The following is a 14372-nucleotide window of genomic DNA, read 5'->3' as shown; positions in this document are numbered from 1 at the left end:
CTCCCATGAGCCAGCAGACCACCACCTTCCCGCTCGAATTCGAAGTCACGCCGTCCGAGACGGCCCGGAGCAGCGCCGAGCGCGAAACCATCCTCGCCGAGCCCGGCTTCGGCAAGCACTTCACCGACCACATGGTTGTCATCGACTGGACCGTCGAGGAGGGCTGGCACGACGCCCGTGTCATCCCCTACGGCCCGCTGATGCTCGACCCGGCCTCGTCGGTGCTGCACTACGGCCAGGAGATCTTCGAGGGTATGAAGGCCTACCGTCACGCCGACGGCTCGATCTGGACCTTCCGCCCGGAGAAGAACGCCCAACGGCTGCAGAGCTCGGCCCGCCGCCTGGCCCTGCCCGAACTGCCGGTGGCCGACTTCATCGAATCGGTCAAGCAGATGATCAACGTGGACGGCGACTGGGTGCCCGATGCGCCCGAGACCAGCCTGTATCTGCGCCCGTTCATGATCGCCAACGAGAGCTTCCTCGGGGTGCGCGCCGCACACAAGGTGGGCTACTACGTGATTGCCAGCCCCGCCGGGGCCTACTTCACCGACGGTGTCGCCCCGGTCAGCATCTGGCTCTCCACCGAGTACTCCCGCGCCGGCCGCGGCGGCACCGGCGCCGCCAAGTGCGGTGGCAACTACGCCGCCTCGCTGCTGCCCCAGCGTCAGGCCTACGACAACGGCTGCGCCCAGGTGCTCTTCCTCGACGGCGAGACCGGCACCCACATCGACGAACTCGGCGGCATGAACGTGTTCTTCGTGCACGGCACCGACACCCTGGTCACCCCTCGCCTCACCGGCACCATCCTCGAAGGCGTCACCCGCGACAGCATCCTGCAGCTGGCCCGCGACCGCGGCATGACCGTCTCGGAGCGCGACGTGACCGTGGACGAGTGGCGGGACGGTGTCGCCTCCGGCGAGATCACCGAGGTGTTCGCCTGCGGCACCGCCGCCGTGGTCACCCCGATCGCCCAGCTCAAGGGTCAGGGCTTCACCATCGGCGATGCCGACGCACCGGCCGGCGAGATCACCATGTCGCTGCGCCAGGAGCTCACCGACATCCAGTACGGCCGCCTGCCCGACCGGCACGGCTGGCTGCTGCGCCTGGACGCTACGGCCCTCGATACAGCGGCCGAAACCGAGGTGACCGCGTGAAGATCGCCCGGTTCAGCCACGCCGGCACCATAGCGTTCGGCATCATCGACGACGACGAACTCGTCGTGCTCACCGGTGACCCCATGTTCGCCGGCTACAACCCCACCGGAGCCCGGCTGCCGCTGGTGGATGTGGCCCTGCTCGCGCCGGTCATCCCGCGCTCCAAGGTCGTCGGCCTGGCCGGCGCCTACTACGCGGATGCCGCGGAGAAGGCCGCCGCGCTGGCCGCGCCCGGCGACACGGCCGAGCCGCGTTTCTTCCTCAAGCCCAACACCACCGTGGTCGGCCCCAACGACCCCATCGTGCTGCCCGCGGCATCCGACGACGTGCGCGTGGAGGGCGAACTGGCCATCGTGATCGGCCGGGTCGCCAAGAACCTCAGCGTCGCGGATGCGCTGGACGCGATCTTCGGCTACACGATCGCCAACGACGTCACCGCGGTCGACCTCAGTGAGGAAGGTGGCCACGGGGCCAGGGCCAAGGGCTTCGACTCCTTCTGCCCGCTCGGCCCGGTGATCGACACCGAGTTCGATCCCACGGATGGCCGGGTCCTCGGCCGGGTCAACAACACCGAGTTCCAGAACGGCGAGGTGTCGCTGCTGGCGTTCTCCATGGCCGAAATCGTCTCGTTCCTCTCGCACTCGTTCACCCTGCTGCCCGGCGACGTGATCCTCACCGGGTCCTCCAGCGCCGCCCGGCGCGTGTCCGACGGTGACACCGCGAGCATCGAGATCCCCGGACTCGGCGTGCTCACCAACCCGGTGCGCCGCGCGGCCTGACCGCCCGGCAAATGTTACCGCTGCGGACAAGTGGTCCCGGCACACCGGGCCCACTTGTCCGTACGGGGAACAGTTAGGGCGTGGGCGGCAGTGTCAGGGTGCGGGGAACCAGGAGCGGACCTGACCGGCGGCCGTGGAGAGCAGCGCGGATGACTCGGCGGCGTTGACCCGGGCGAGCAGCATCGCGCTCATCGAGAGGGATGCGAGGGTGCGCACCCGTTCGTCGGTGCGCTCGCTGTGGTCATCGGTGCCGGTGCCGGTACCGGTGCCGGCAGCGGCAGCGGCAGTGGCAGTGGCAGTGGCAGCGGCAGCGGCAGTGGCGGCGGCAGTGGCGGCGGCGGCGCCGGCGCCGGCGCCGGCTATGGCATGGCGCAGTGCCGCCGCGAGTTCGGTGCGGTAGGCCTCCACAACCTCGCGGGCAGGCTCGTCGTGGGTGGCGAGGCCCGTGGCGCAGTTCACCAGAAGGCAGCCGCGCCGGGGGGAGTCCAGCGGCAGTTTCGCCACGGCCACGCGGAGTTCGTCGAAGTAGGCCAGCAACTCAGCTCGGCCGGCGCCATCCGCCTGCAAACCGCACAGGCGCGGGCGGATGACGGTGTCCTGGTAGTCGCTGACGGCGGCGTCGAAGAGCCCCCGCTTGCTGCCGAACGCGTGGTAGAGGCTCGACCGGTTGAGACCCGTGGCCGCTTCGAGGTCGGCCAGGGAGGCGCCGTCGTAGCCGAGGTCCCAGAAGACGTCGCGGGCGGATTGCACGACAGTGGTGCTGTCGAACGTCTGGAGCCGTCCCATGAGCTGCCTGCCTTCCGTCCGCGGACGTCTGGTCCGGGGTGTGCGCGGTGTAGATACACGCGGTGTCCCTGTGAATGTTCTGTACTGCTCGTTTCACTATAACCGATGGCCCGGCTATAGTAAAACGATCGGTGCAGAAACTGGGCGGCGCCACCCACGCCTGGCACCCACCACGAACAGTAAGGACGTTTCGCATGACGACAGCAACCAGTACCCAGATCCAGCTCGCGGCCCGGCCCACCGGCTGGCCCACCGCCGCCGACTTCTCCACCGCCGTCGTCGAGCTGCCCGAGCTGGCCGCCGGCCAAGTGCGGGTCGTGAACGACTTCATCTCCGTCGACCCTTACATGCGCGGCCGGATGAACGACGGCAAGTCCTACATCGCACCGTTCGTGCTCGGCGAGACCATGGGCGGCGGCGCCGTCGGCCACGTCGTGGCGTCGACCGTCGAGACCGTGCCCGTCGGCAGCCTTGTTGTGCACCAGTACGGCTGGCGCGATGTCGTGCAGGAGGACGCCGCGGGCTTCCGCGTCGTTCCCGAGATCCCGAACGTTCCCGCATCCGCGTACCTCGGTGTGCTGGGCATGACCGCGCTCACCGCCTACGTCGGCCTGCTCGAGGTCGCCAAGTTCAAGGTGGGCGACACCGTCTTCGTCTCCGGCGCCGCCGGAGCCGTGGGCAGCATGGTGGGCCAGATCGCTCGCCTCCAGGGCGCCGCCCGGGTGGTCGGCTCCGCGGGCACCGACGAGAAGGTGGCCCTGCTCACCGAGAAGTACGGCTTCGACGCCGCGTTCAACTACAAGACCGGCGACATCGAAACCCAGCTGGCCGAGGCCGCGCCCGAGGGCATCGACGTGTACTTCGACAACGTGGGCGGTGACCACCTCAGCGCAGCACTCGGCGCGTTCAAGGATGGCGGCCGCGCCGCCCTCTGCGGCGCGATCTCCCAGATGAACCGCACCGACGGCCCCACCGGCGTGCAGAACATGGTCAACATCGTGACTCGCGGCCTCACCCTGCAGGGCTTCACCGTGGGCAACTACCTGCAGCACTTCCCGGCCTTCACCGAGCAGATGGGCGCCTGGTTCGCGGCCGGCGACATCGTCTTCGACGAGACCGTCGTGGACGGTATCGACAACGCGGTCGACGCGTTCCTGGGCATGCTCCGCGGAGAGAACACCGGCAAGATGGTCGTGAAGACCTCTGCCACCGATTCCGCCGTGGCTGCTGACTAATCCTTGAACACCGCTCGCACCTTTCACTGAATTCGATCTAGGAGAATCATGACTTCCGTACTTTTTGTCGTCAGCGCCGCTGACCACTGGACCCTCAACGACGGTTCGCTGCACCCCACCGGCTATTGGGCCGAGGAGCTCGCCGAGCCGCACCGTCTCTTCACCGAGGCCGGCTGGTCGATCACGATCGCCACCCCCCAGGGTGCGGCGCCCACGGTCGACCTGGGCAGCCTGGCCGCCGGGGCCACCGGCGGGGAGGCTCGCTCTGCTGAACTGCGCAGCTACCTTGAGTCGCTGCCCGCGCTGAAGAGCCCGAGCTCGCTCGACGACGTCACCGTCGCCGATTACGACGTGGTCTTCTATCCCGGCGGACACGGCCCCATGGAGGACCTCGCGGTCGATAAGACCAGCGGCCAGATCATGACGGATGCGATCACCTCCGGCAAGATCCTCGCGGTGCTGTGCCACGCGCCGGCCGCCCTGCTGGCCTCCGAGGCCGAGGACGGCACCTGGCCGTTCCTGGCCTACCGCATGACCGGTTTCACTGACGCCGAAGAGGCCCTGGGCGGACTCGCCCCCAAGGCCAAGTGGCTCGTGCAGGCCCGTCTGGTCGAGCTGGGCGCCGACTTCGTCGAGGGGGCGTCCTTCGGCGAGCACATCGAGATCGACCGCAACCTCTACACCGGCCAGAACCCCGCCTCGTCGGTCAAGCTCGCCACGGCCATCATCGACGCGGTAGCCGCCCAGAAGTAGCATCACTTACGCGATAGCGGTCCATCGGTCACCTCGCCAGCACGAGGCAACCGCGGGGCCGCTTTCGTGCGTGTGGCGTCTGGACCTCGTGACGTGCTCGGGTATCGCTAGAACGGTGGATTCTCGGGTAGCGGTGGCGAAGCATGCCGGGTAGGCCGATGCCGGCGCGTCAGCGCGGTGTCGTCGGCCGGGCGTTTGCGGGTTCTCGGGCCCACTACCGGTGGCCGGGGTCGGGGCGGTCCCACCGGGTTGGCGGGATCGGTGCGGTAGCTGCGGTTCCCGGGTGAGGTCCAGTGCAGGATGCCGCCGGGTTCCTGGGTGACCCGCCACTGCGAGAGGTGTTTGAGCCGGTGGTGGGGTTCGCAGAGGTGGGCGAGGTTGTCGCAGTCTGTCGGGCCACCGCCGGCCCAGTCTTCCGTGTGATCCACGTCGCTGGTGACCGCGGGGCGGGAGCAGCCCGGGAACCGGCAGGTTTCATCCCGCACCCTCAGCCACTTCTTCATGGCTTTGGTGTTCTTGTGCTGGGTTTTACCGAGGGAGAGCACGACTCCGGTTTCGGGGTGGGTGAGTAGCCGGGTGAAGCTGGGTGCGTGGCCGGCGATCTCCCGGGCCATGTCCGGAGAGATGGGCCCGTAGCCTTCGAGGGTGGCGGGTTCGTCGTCCAGGCCCAGCAGGGTGAACACGGGCACGGTGATCATCACCGTGCCGCGGATCCCGGCGCCCATGCCGTCGGGGGTGATGCCGTCCAGGAGGAGGGCGCGGGTGATGTCGGCGCGGAGTTGGTCGAGGGTGCGCTGTTTCTGATCCTCGTCCGCCGTCACCTCCTCGTCCGCCGTCACCTCCATGTTGACGGTCACCTCCGTTTGCGCCGACGCGGGGTCGCCGACCTTTTTGAGGCTCCCGGCCATGGAAACGATCCGGTCGTAGGCGGCCTTGGTGTCGTGGGCGGTGCCGTACCAGTGCAACCACCCCATTCCATCTGGCGCGGCCTCCCAATAGGTGCGCCGTTCGGCGAGGGCGTTTCTGGTGCGGGTCACGATCGACTCCGGGTGCAGCCTTTCTCGCAGCCGGCGTGCCTTGTCGGTGAAGCGGCCCGCGGGCAGTCGTTTCGCGTCCGGCAGCAGCTTCGCCTCGAACGCCTCCTGGTCCTCCATCGGCACGGTGCGCATCTGATCGACCAAGACGGTCGCGTGCCGGTAACTGATCTCTCCCGCGGCCAGGGCCTCGAAAGTGGCCGGCGCGCACATCACCCATAGCGCCTGATCCATCAGTCGTTCCACCGTGCGTTCGGCCACCCGCAGCAGGCACGCGGTCTCGCTCACGATCGTTCGCCGGGCCACCTCCCGGTCGTCCCATCGACTGTAGGCGGCGGCGCGAGCCTGATCGTCGGTGAGGGTGGCAGCGTTCGCGTCGGCGAGCTGGATGCTCTCGGGGTTGCCGTGCAGTCGGGAGGACACTTGTGGGTCCTCACTCCAGCTCTGCAGCTCGACGAGGAACTCGACCTGCCGGGCTTGCGCCTGCGCGATAGCACGTGCCTCGGCCGCGATCAGTTCCGTGCGCCGAGCCAGCTCGGTGCGCACCAGCTCGTCCAGGGCGACGTCACGGACGTAGGGCTCGTACTCGCCGGGTTCAGCCGACCCGCCGGCCGGCGTCGGTTCGTCGGACCGGCCCGGCTCACCGGGTGGTGTCGGGCTGAGCGGGGTGGGGGTGGATCCGGGTGGAGCGGACTCCGGAGAGTAGTCGTCATCGTCCGGAGTGGGCGGTGGTGCCTGGTCGGGGCTACTCATAGTGAGATCGTCTCACCTACCCCTGACATTGAAGCCGCACGCAGACGCACCCCTCACGGGCATCCGCGAGACCGAGGCGGGAACTAGCGACCGAGGGCAGCGAGGACCGCGTCGACGTCGGCGGGGGTGTTCCAGAGGTGGAAGGCGACGCGGGCACGACCGGCGCGGCCGGAGGCAGTGATGCCGGCGGCGGTGAGGCGGCCGAGGTCGGTGCCGGCGGGATCGGCCCAGGTGACGATCGCCTGATTTCGCTGGGGGAGCCCGAGCCCGGCAGAGAGCGCATTGCCCAGGCCGGTGTCGTGGGCGTACACCGCGGCGGGGTCGAGCCGTGCGCAGAACTCCAACGCCACCCGGGTCCCCACCCAGGCCGGCCAGGCCGGCGACACGTCGAAGCGGCGCGCATCCGTGGCCAGGGTCATGGTGGGGCCGTAACAGGATGCCCACGGGTTCTCGCCCGCGAACCAGCCGGCCTGCACGGGGCGCAGCAGCTCGGCCAGTTCGGGCGTCACGGTGAGGAACGCCGCACCGCGCGGGGCGCCCAGCCACTTGTAGGCGTGGCAGATGGTGGCATCGAAGTCGCCCGCCGCCACGGGCAGCCAACCGGTGGCCTGTGTCGTGTCGCACAGGGTGAAGGCCCCCACCGCGGCGGCGGCCGCGCGGATCGCCGGCGCATCCGCGATTTCACCGGTGGCGGATTGCACGAGCGAGAAGGCGACCAGCCAGGTTCGCTCGGTGAGCGAGGTGGCCAGCTCGGCCACCGGCACGTGGCGCACCGTGATGCCGCGGTGCTCCTGCTGCAGGAACGGGAACACCATCGAGGTGAAGTCCCCGTCGACGCAGACGACCTCGCGGCCGGCCGGCACGGATGCGGCGAGCACCGCCGCCATCACCGAGGCCTGCGAGCCGATCGCCACCCGGTCGGCGCCCACCCCGACCAGCCTGGCGTACAGGGCCCTGGCCCGGTCGATCTCGACCTGGTAGTGCGCGGGAGAGGCCTCGCCGCCGCCCCAGGTGTCGGCGTCCTGGCGCAGCGCCTGCACGGTGGCGCTGGTGGGAAGGCCGGAGGTACACGCCGCGAGATAGCGGGTGGTCGTGGGGGAGTACGCGGCCCGCGCCTGGGCGATCGTGAGCAGCGTGGTGGGAGTCGCCGAGCGGGAGGGCGGGGCTGCCGCCATGGGAGTGGGCGTGGGGTGCAACGACGAAGCAGTGGAGCGCATGCTTCCAGCGTTGCTCCACCCCATCCATTCGGCAATCCCCAGTGCCCGATCAATTGCATAACCGCGGGTTATGATTCGAGCATGCCCGAAAATATCCACCGTGCACTGGACGTAGATTCCCACGCCCTGCGCATCGTGCACCGCATCAACGAGTTGGGCTCGATCACCGCCGCGGCGCGCTCGCTCGGCTACAGCCAGCCGGCTGTGAGCCAACACCTCAAACGCCTCGAGGCCCGGCTGGGCCTGCCGCTGGTGACCAAGGCCGGCCGCGGTGTGCGGCTCACCGAGGCCGGCCGCATCCTCGCTCGGCACGCCGCCACCGTGACCCAGGCGCTGGATGCCGCGGCGGGCGAACTCAGTGACCTGGCGGGCCTTCGCAGCGGCCGGGTGACCCTCGCCGCGTTCCCCTCCGCGTCGGCCACGGTTATCCCCACCCTGCTGCGCGGGCTCTCGCAAAGACACCCCGGCGTGCAACTGAACTACCTCGAGGCAGAACCGCCCGAGGCCGTGCGGGCCGTGCGCGACCAGGCGGCCGACCTGGCGATCACGTTCAGCTACACCGGTGACCAGGCCGACCCGCACCACCAGAGCGCCCAGGGCCTCACCGTTGTGCCGCTCTGGCGCGACGAGATGCTCGTGGTGGTGCCGCGTGACCATGCCCTGGCCGGCCGGGATCGCATCGACCTGGCCCACCTGGAAGCGGAGCAGTGGATCGGCGGATGCCCGCGCTGCCGCGCCCACCTGCTCGACCTTGCCGCTCGCAGCGGCTTCAGCCCGAGCATCTCCTACGAGACCGACAACGTCCTGGCCGTGTTCGGCATGGTCGCCGCGGGCCTGGGCGTGGCGCTCGTGCCTGCCCTGGCGATCGCGGCCGCGCCGTTGCCCGCCGGGATCGTGGCCCGGCCCACCAGCGCCGGCGACTTCCGCACGATCCACCTCGTGGGCACCGAGGGCGCGGAGTCGATTCCCGCGATTGCCGCCACCATCCGTGCGATCGGGGAGATCGACGCGGCCCCGTGGTCGCTGTTCGGCGCGGTGGCCGGGTCCCATTTCGCACACGCCGCGTTCGGCGCACCGTCAGTAGGATAAGAGGCGTATGTCTACTACAACAGCGCACCCGTTCTCGACCGCAACCGGCACTGAGGTGCGCGTGCGGTTCTGCCCCTCGCCCACCGGAACGCCGCACGTCGGCCTGATCCGCACGGCCCTGTTCAACTGGGCCTACGCCCGGCACACCGGCGGCAAGTTCATCTTCCGCGTGGAGGACACCGACGCCGCCCGCGACAGCGAGGAGAGCTTCACCCAGCTCCTGGACGCCATGCGCTGGCTGCGCCTGGACTGGGACGAGGGCGTGGAGGCCGGCGGACCCAACGAGCCGTACCGCCAGTCCCAGCGCTACGACATCTACCGCGACGTCATCGCCAAGCTCATCGAGTCCGGCCACATCTACGAGAGCTTCGCCACCGGCGAGGAGATCGCCGAACGCAACATCAAGCTCGGCCGCGACGCCAAGCTCGGCTACGACAACTACGAGCGTGACCTCACCGATGCTGAGAAGGCCGCCTTCCGCGCCGAGGGCCGCGAGCCGGCTCTCCGCCTCAAGGTGCCCGACACCGAGCTCTCCTTCGACGACCTGGTGCGCGGCGAGATCACCTTCCCGGCCGGCTCGTTCAGCGACTTCGTCGTGGTGCGGCCCAACGGGCATCCGCTCTACCCGTTCGTGAACCCGGTCGACGACGCTCTGATGGGCGTCACCCACGTGCTTCGCGGCGAGGACCTGCTCTCCTCCACGCCCCGCCAGATCGCGCTGTACCACGCGCTGATCGACATCGGCCTCACCACGTTCGTGCCGCGCTTCGGCCACCTGCCCTACGTAATGGGCGACAAGAACAAGAAGCTCTCCAAACGCGACCCCGAGTCCAACCTGTTCCTGCACCGCGAACGCGGCTTCATCCCCGAGGGCCTGGTCAACTACCTCTCCCTGCTCGGCTGGTCGCTCACCCACGACCGCGACGTCTTCTCCATCGAAGAGATGATCGCCGCGTTCGACGTCGTCGACGTGAACCCCAACCCGGCGCGCTTCGACCTCAAGAAGGCCGAATCGCTCAACGGCGACCACATCCGCCTGCTCGAGCCGGCCGACTTCGCCGCCCGCGTGGTGCCGTACCTGGTCAACGCCGGTATCGTCACCGAGCCGCTCAGCGACGAGGAGCACGCCGTCCTCACCGCCGCCGCCCCGCTCGTGCAGGAGCGCATCGCCCTGCTCGGCGAGACGCCCGACATGCTCGGCTTCCTGTTCCACAGCGCCGACAAGCTCGAGCACCAGGCGGATGCCCTCGCCTCGCTGCCCAAGAACGCCGCCGAGATCCTCGCAGCCTCCACAGCGGCCCTGCGGGACATTCCCGAAGCGGAATGGACCCACGAGCTCGTGCACAGCACGCTCACCGCGATCCTGATCGAGGGCCTCGGACTCAAGCCGCGGGTCGCCTTCGGCCCGCTGCGCGTCGCCGTGTCCGGCCGCAAGATCTCGCCGCCCCTGTTCGAGTCGATGGAGATCCTCGGCCAAGCCGATACCCTGGCCCGCCTGGATCGACTCTCGGCGACCCTGGTGTCATGACGCCCGACGGTTCAGTGAACGCCGGCAGCGGCTCCGCTGCCGGCGCCGAAGCGCCCTATGACGTCATCATCATCGGCGCCGGCCCGGCCGGCCTGGCCGCCGGGCTCAACCTCGTGCGCGCCCGCCGCCGCACCCTGATGATCGACAGCAACCGTCCCCGACACTCCGCCACGCTGCGCTCGCACGGCTTCATCACCCGCGACGGCGTGCCGCCGCTGGAGCTGCGCCGCATCGGCCGCGAGGAGTACGAGGCCTACCCGGCCGCCGAGTTCCACACGGGTCTGGTGCGCACGGTCGAGCAGGTGCCCGGCGCCGACGGGGCGGATGCCACCGTGGCTCGCTTCACGGTGTCCACCAAGGGGATGCGCGGCGAGAAAAACCGCGTGGTCACCGCCCGCACCGTGCTCATCGCCACGGGCCTGGCCGAGACGCTGCCGGCGCTACCGAGCATCCGTGCCTGGTACGGCACCAACCTGCACAGCTGCATCGCCTGCGACGGCTACGAAGAGGCCGACCGCGCCCTTGCCCTCATCGGCGAGACCGACGACCTCGCCGAGCACGCCCTGCTCATCTCCCAGTGGACCGACGACCTGATCGTCTTCACCAACGGCGTCGGCCAGATCACCGACGCCGACGAGGCGGCTCTGGCCGAGCGCGGCATCCGCGTCGACCGGCGCCCGCTCACCGACGTTGTGGGGGAGCGCGGTGCCATGACCGGTATCCAGGTCGTCGACGGCGAATTCGTGCCCAGATCGGGCGGTTTTGTGCGCCCCCGGTACGAGGCTGCCGCCGCGTTCGCGGGTGCGCTGCACCCGTCCGCGGATGCCTATGGCCTGATCGTCGTCGACCCGCAGGGCCGCACCTCGGTGCCCGGTCTTTTCGCCGCGGGCGACACCACCCCGCCCGGCCCGGAGCAGTTGCTCGTCTCCGCCGGCGAGGGCGCGCGTGCCGCGGTGGCCATCAACCGCGAACTTCTCGGCCCGCTGGCGACACACCCTCGCGTCAATTTGGCCGGTCGCACCGAAGTGGGCTAGAGTTATTTTTCGGCGCGGTTCTCGGACTACGCCATTGGGGTATGGTGTAATTGGCAACACGGATGATTCTGGTTCATTTGTTCTTGGTTCGAGTCCAGGTACCCCAGCAGTATTAGAACCCCCGGATCACTCGGGGGTTTTTCGTTTCGACTCTCGGGTTGACTGATGTCCGAAGACCGCTAGAACGACGGGCGAATTCGGCCTGCATCTCGTTCTTTATGCCGGTCCGCGGCAACTTGTTGATCTTGATCCTATGAGAAGCCTGAATGGAGACGCTAAGGAACGCGAGGTTCTTGGTTCGAGTCTCCGGAACATGTCCGCTCATCAGGGAATACGTAGCTTGCGTAGTTGAGCATTGTGGTTCCACCCGCACTCGAAGCCCGGAAATCCGCGATTAGCCCGACCCGAATCGCGCGTCACTGTCGTCCACCTTCAGGTCCAGCTCGACGGCCGGGGCGATCCCCGCGGCCTGGCTGGTGAAGGTGATCCCGTTCGGCATCGATCCGACCGGGACGGTAGCCACCACCGTCATCTCCTTGAGATCAAGTACAGAGACTGTGCTGTCAAAGGTGTTGGTGATGTAGGCGTGTTGACTCGTCGGGTCGATGGTGACACCGTGCGCGCCGGCGCCGGTTTCGACGGTGCGCACAAAATCAAACGTGTCGGTGTCGATGACGGAAACAGTTGTGCCTGGATACTCTTTTGTGCCCTGGTTGGCGGCCAGAAGGTATTGCCCGTCGGGGCTGACGAAGGTTTGGATTGGACCCACGCCCACGGGAAGTGTGGAGACGCGTTCACGGGTGCTGGTGTCGATTTTGGCTACAGCGTTGTCGCCGTTTAGCGATGCGTAGACGAAGTCTCCGTCGGGCGAGAACGCTACCTGTGCGGGCAATTTGCCCACCTCGATCTCGTCGATCTGGGTGTTGGTAGCGGTATCGATGACGCTGAGCGTGGTTGCCTTGTTGTTGGCCACGTAGATGGTCTTGCCGTCGGGGCTTGGCCTCAGTCCGTGAGGCCCGTCGCCGACCGGAATCGTGGCGATCGGCGTCATGGTGGCGATATCGACGGCTGTGACGGTGTCGTCGGCATTGTTCGTTGTGTAGGTTCGGGTCTCGTCGGGGGTGACGATGACGTGGGCCGGCATCGTGCCGGTGGCGGACGCGCCGTTTACCTCGTTTGTTTGCGAATCGATCTCCACAGCCATCGACGTCGTGCCACTCGCCGCCCAGATAGATTGGCCACCCGGAGTGGCTTGCACGTTGTGAGGGCTGTCGATACCGGTGAGGGTAGTCGCGACGGTATTGGTGGAAGCATCGATCGCGGTGAGGCTGGCGCCATCTTCGTTTGCGACCCAAATGGTGCCTGCGACCATGTCGTTGTGGGAGGCTGCCTTCGCGTCAGAGTTTCCGGTGGTGGTTGCGACGATGGCAGTCGTGGCGATGACGGCAGCGACGCCGACTGTGACTGCAACGGTGGTGAGGTGGCGCTTGTTCATTTGTACTTTCCTTTGGTTCGGTGGCCACCGGGTAGCGGTGGGATTTGCTCGGGCGCCGGGCAGACGATCCGCCCAGTGCTCCTTTGGGCTACCGGCACGGATCGCAAACAGGCCGGGGCGTTTAGCGAACCTTGTCAATCGTGGAGCTCAGCTCTTCGTATGTCGCTGTGTCGATTTCACCTCGAGCCAGCCGGCGCTTGAGGATGTCAGCTGGAGTGTCGATCCTCGACTCAGGCGTCGCTGCGGGGGCGGATTCTTGTCTGGGCTGGGTGACCATTCCTACGACCATCCACACGATGGCGACGATCAGCGTCACCGAGAGCAGACCCATCAGGACCCAGCCGACCCCGCCCATACCGCCCGCATAATTTCCCATCATGGAATTTCCTTTCGTCTGGCGCCAGTAGCGCTCCTACGTCGAGTCTTCTGCCCCCGAATATGGAACTGTCGAAGGAACTATGAAGTTTCCATGTGGTTCCTTCGATACTTGATCGTTCCTTTACTGAAACTCCATCGTTTTCAATGCGCTCGCGGGCGATGGTGGAACGATGAGTACCTCCTTGGCACACCCTGACGATGTCTCCATCGTCCGCTTTGCACCGTCTGCAACGAAGACCCAGGCCCGATGCTCCTTTCGCTCTTCGTCGTTGGCCCACTGATAAGCGCGCCAGTGCTGCAACCCTCCACGGGATCCTCGCGAGCGATGCACAACACCCATCACCCCTGAGGCAACTGCCTGGCATAGAAACCACCACAACCGACAGCACCGACAGAAATGAACTGATTAGAAATGCAATCGAGCAACGAGCGAAAACTCGACCGGCAAGCGATCGTGGACCAGGCGAAAGGGAAGATCAAGAAGGACGAGCAACGACGGAGGATGTTGATTCGCGGGTCATGTGCCGTCCTGATTGCCGCCGTATTGGCGACAGTTGGATTTGTTGTCTTCGGTAGTCCGCAGGCAGAGTCTGACGACAATTCTGCGGCTGGCTCGACGATCGAAGGAATGGAGAGCTTTTCGAAGCTCAGCCGTGAGCACGTCCTCAGCACGGTCGCCTTCCCGGAGTTGCCGCCGGTGGGCGGGGATCATTCGGAGGACCTCACGAACTGTGGGGTTTACACGCAGCCGGTGGATACGTGGCGTGCCGTCCATTCCCTTGAGCACGGAGCCGTATGGGTGACGTACCAAACTGGCCTGCCTGCATCTGAGCTGGAGATCCTTACCTCCAACGCGGCAGCGAATTCGTATGAGATCTTGAGCCCGTATCCGGACCTGCCGGCGCCGATCATCGCCACCGCGTGGGGTAAGCGGCTCCAGGTAGAAAGTGCGGGCGACCCGAGACTGAGCGAATTCCTCTCCACCTATCTGCAGGGCCCGCAAACCCCCGAACCCGGCGCCCCCTGTTCTGGCGGAGTCCAAGGCTGAGAGCTCCCTCGGAGATTGAGGAGCATTCTTTATTGTTTCTTCGTCAAACCTGCACCAGGAGCCGCGGGTAGAGGGACCACAGTCAAGAC

The 14372-nt window shown here is 67.4% G+C and carries 13 protein-coding genes and 1 tRNA gene; 9 read left to right on the top strand and 5 right to left on the bottom strand.

All coding sequences use genetic code 11. The features are described 5' to 3' along the window. Positions 1 to 5: 5 nt before the first annotated feature. A complete protein-coding gene (locus BJQ95_RS12065) occupies positions 6 to 1154 on the top strand; it encodes a branched-chain amino acid aminotransferase (RefSeq protein ID WP_130178994.1) in 1149 nt (382 codons plus the stop codon). Beyond that, positions 1151 to 1933 (top strand): fumarylacetoacetate hydrolase family protein, encoded by a 783-nt coding sequence (locus BJQ95_RS12060; protein ID WP_130178995.1) that lies wholly within the window; start codon positions 1151 to 1153, stop codon positions 1931 to 1933. The genes BJQ95_RS12065 and BJQ95_RS12060 overlap by 4 nt, the downstream gene beginning before the upstream one ends. A 93-nt stretch (positions 1934 to 2026) precedes the next feature. Here BJQ95_RS12060 and BJQ95_RS12055 read toward each other — a convergent pair whose 3' ends face one another. Next, the gene (locus tag BJQ95_RS12055; RefSeq protein WP_130178996.1) at positions 2027 to 2719 is read right to left on the bottom strand and encodes a TetR/AcrR family transcriptional regulator; all 693 of its coding nucleotides are present in this window, start codon (positions 2717 to 2719) and stop codon (positions 2027 to 2029) included. Positions 2720 to 2913: 194 nt separating this feature from the next. Between BJQ95_RS12055 and BJQ95_RS12050 the strand changes: the two genes are divergently transcribed. Together BJQ95_RS12050 and BJQ95_RS12045 are read left to right on the top strand one after the other, a co-directional pair. Further along, the gene (locus tag BJQ95_RS12050) at positions 2914 to 3954 is read left to right on the top strand and encodes an NADP-dependent oxidoreductase (RefSeq protein ID WP_130178997.1); all 1041 of its coding nucleotides are present in this window, start codon (positions 2914 to 2916) and stop codon (positions 3952 to 3954) included. Between the two features lie 48 nt (positions 3955 to 4002). Then, on the top strand, positions 4003 to 4707 hold the full coding sequence (locus BJQ95_RS12045) for a type 1 glutamine amidotransferase domain-containing protein (RefSeq protein WP_130178998.1): 705 nt from the start codon (positions 4003 to 4005) through the stop codon (positions 4705 to 4707). Positions 4708 to 4814: 107 nt separating this feature from the next. Here the strand turns inward: BJQ95_RS12045 and BJQ95_RS12040 are convergent, their stop codons facing one another. Then, positions 4815 to 6494 carry an HNH endonuclease signature motif containing protein gene (locus tag BJQ95_RS12040; RefSeq protein WP_130178999.1) on the bottom strand — a complete coding sequence of 560 codons (1680 nt, stop codon included), beginning with the start codon at positions 6492 to 6494 and terminating at the stop codon, positions 4815 to 4817. Positions 6495 to 6577: 83 nt separating this feature from the next. After that, on the bottom strand, positions 6578 to 7711 hold the full coding sequence (locus tag BJQ95_RS12035; RefSeq protein WP_240694907.1) for an aminotransferase class V-fold PLP-dependent enzyme: 1134 nt from the start codon (positions 7709 to 7711) through the stop codon (positions 6578 to 6580). 81 nt (positions 7712 to 7792) lie between these two features. Between BJQ95_RS12035 and BJQ95_RS12030 the strand changes: the two genes are divergently transcribed. From BJQ95_RS12030 to BJQ95_RS12015, 4 genes are all read left to right on the top strand, one after another. Continuing rightward, positions 7793 to 8800 (top strand): LysR family transcriptional regulator, encoded by a 1008-nt coding sequence (locus tag BJQ95_RS12030; protein WP_130179000.1) that lies wholly within the window; start codon positions 7793 to 7795, stop codon positions 8798 to 8800. Between the two features lie 7 nt (positions 8801 to 8807). Beyond that, positions 8808 to 10328, top strand: coding sequence for a glutamate--tRNA ligase (gltX, locus tag BJQ95_RS12025; protein ID WP_130179001.1), 1521 nt, complete (start codon positions 8808 to 8810; stop codon positions 10326 to 10328). Continuing rightward, entirely contained in the window at positions 10325 to 11362 is a 1038-nt protein-coding gene (locus BJQ95_RS12020; protein WP_130179002.1) for an NAD(P)/FAD-dependent oxidoreductase, read from the top strand. Before gltX ends, BJQ95_RS12020 begins: the two co-directional genes overlap by 4 nt. A gap of 35 nt (positions 11363 to 11397) precedes the next feature. Continuing rightward, positions 11398 to 11469: transfer RNA gene (locus tag BJQ95_RS12015), tRNA-Gln, on the top strand. Positions 11470 to 11756: 287 nt separating this feature from the next. Here the strand turns inward: BJQ95_RS12015 and BJQ95_RS12010 are convergent. Together BJQ95_RS12010 and BJQ95_RS12005 are read right to left on the bottom strand one after the other, a co-directional pair. Continuing rightward, positions 11757 to 12857: a cytochrome D1 domain-containing protein gene (locus BJQ95_RS12010; RefSeq protein ID WP_240694908.1), complete on the bottom strand. Its 1101-nt coding sequence runs from the start codon at positions 12855 to 12857 to the stop codon at positions 11757 to 11759. Positions 12858 to 12978: 121 nt separating this feature from the next. Then, a complete protein-coding gene (locus tag BJQ95_RS12005; RefSeq protein WP_130179003.1) occupies positions 12979 to 13236 on the bottom strand; it encodes an SHOCT domain-containing protein in 258 nt (85 codons plus the stop codon). Positions 13237 to 13647: 411 nt separating this feature from the next. Here BJQ95_RS12005 and BJQ95_RS12000 point away from each other — a divergent pair, with 411 nt between their 5' ends. Next, positions 13648 to 14283: a DUF3105 domain-containing protein gene (locus BJQ95_RS12000; RefSeq protein ID WP_130179004.1), complete on the top strand. Its 636-nt coding sequence runs from the start codon at positions 13648 to 13650 to the stop codon at positions 14281 to 14283. Positions 14284 to 14372 lie beyond the last annotated feature (89 nt).

This window comes from Cryobacterium sp. SO1 (assembly GCF_004210215.2).
Taxonomy (GTDB): Bacteria; Actinomycetota; Actinomycetes; order Actinomycetales; family Microbacteriaceae; genus Cryobacterium.
Note: the sequence above shows the minus strand (reverse complement) of the source record. Positions and strands in the feature narration are given on the sequence as shown.

Coding starts and splice junctions, on each gene's coding strand:
- BJQ95_RS12035 (WP_240694907.1), bottom strand. CDS start 7,711: ATGCGCTCCACTGCTTCGTCGTTGCACCCCACGCCCACTCCCATGGCG.
- BJQ95_RS12040 (WP_130178999.1), bottom strand. CDS start 6,494: ATGAGTAGCCCCGACCAGGCACCACCGCCCACTCCGGACGATGACGAC.
- BJQ95_RS12030 (WP_130179000.1), top strand. CDS start 7,793: ATGCCCGAAAATATCCACCGTGCACTGGACGTAGATTCCCACGCCCTG.
- BJQ95_RS12020 (WP_130179002.1), top strand. CDS start 10,325: ATGACGCCCGACGGTTCAGTGAACGCCGGCAGCGGCTCCGCTGCCGGC.
- BJQ95_RS12000 (WP_130179004.1), top strand. CDS start 13,648: ATGCAATCGAGCAACGAGCGAAAACTCGACCGGCAAGCGATCGTGGAC.
- gltX (WP_130179001.1), top strand. CDS start 8,808: ATGTCTACTACAACAGCGCACCCGTTCTCGACCGCAACCGGCACTGAG.
- BJQ95_RS12045 (WP_130178998.1), top strand. CDS start 4,003: ATGACTTCCGTACTTTTTGTCGTCAGCGCCGCTGACCACTGGACCCTC.
- BJQ95_RS12005 (WP_130179003.1), bottom strand. CDS start 13,236: ATGATGGGAAATTATGCGGGCGGTATGGGCGGGGTCGGCTGGGTCCTG.
- BJQ95_RS12050 (WP_130178997.1), top strand. CDS start 2,914: ATGACGACAGCAACCAGTACCCAGATCCAGCTCGCGGCCCGGCCCACC.
- BJQ95_RS12010 (WP_240694908.1), bottom strand. CDS start 12,857: ATGAACAAGCGCCACCTCACCACCGTTGCAGTCACAGTCGGCGTCGCT.
- BJQ95_RS12065 (WP_130178994.1), top strand. CDS start 6: ATGAGCCAGCAGACCACCACCTTCCCGCTCGAATTCGAAGTCACGCCG.
- BJQ95_RS12055 (WP_130178996.1), bottom strand. CDS start 2,719: ATGGGACGGCTCCAGACGTTCGACAGCACCACTGTCGTGCAATCCGCC.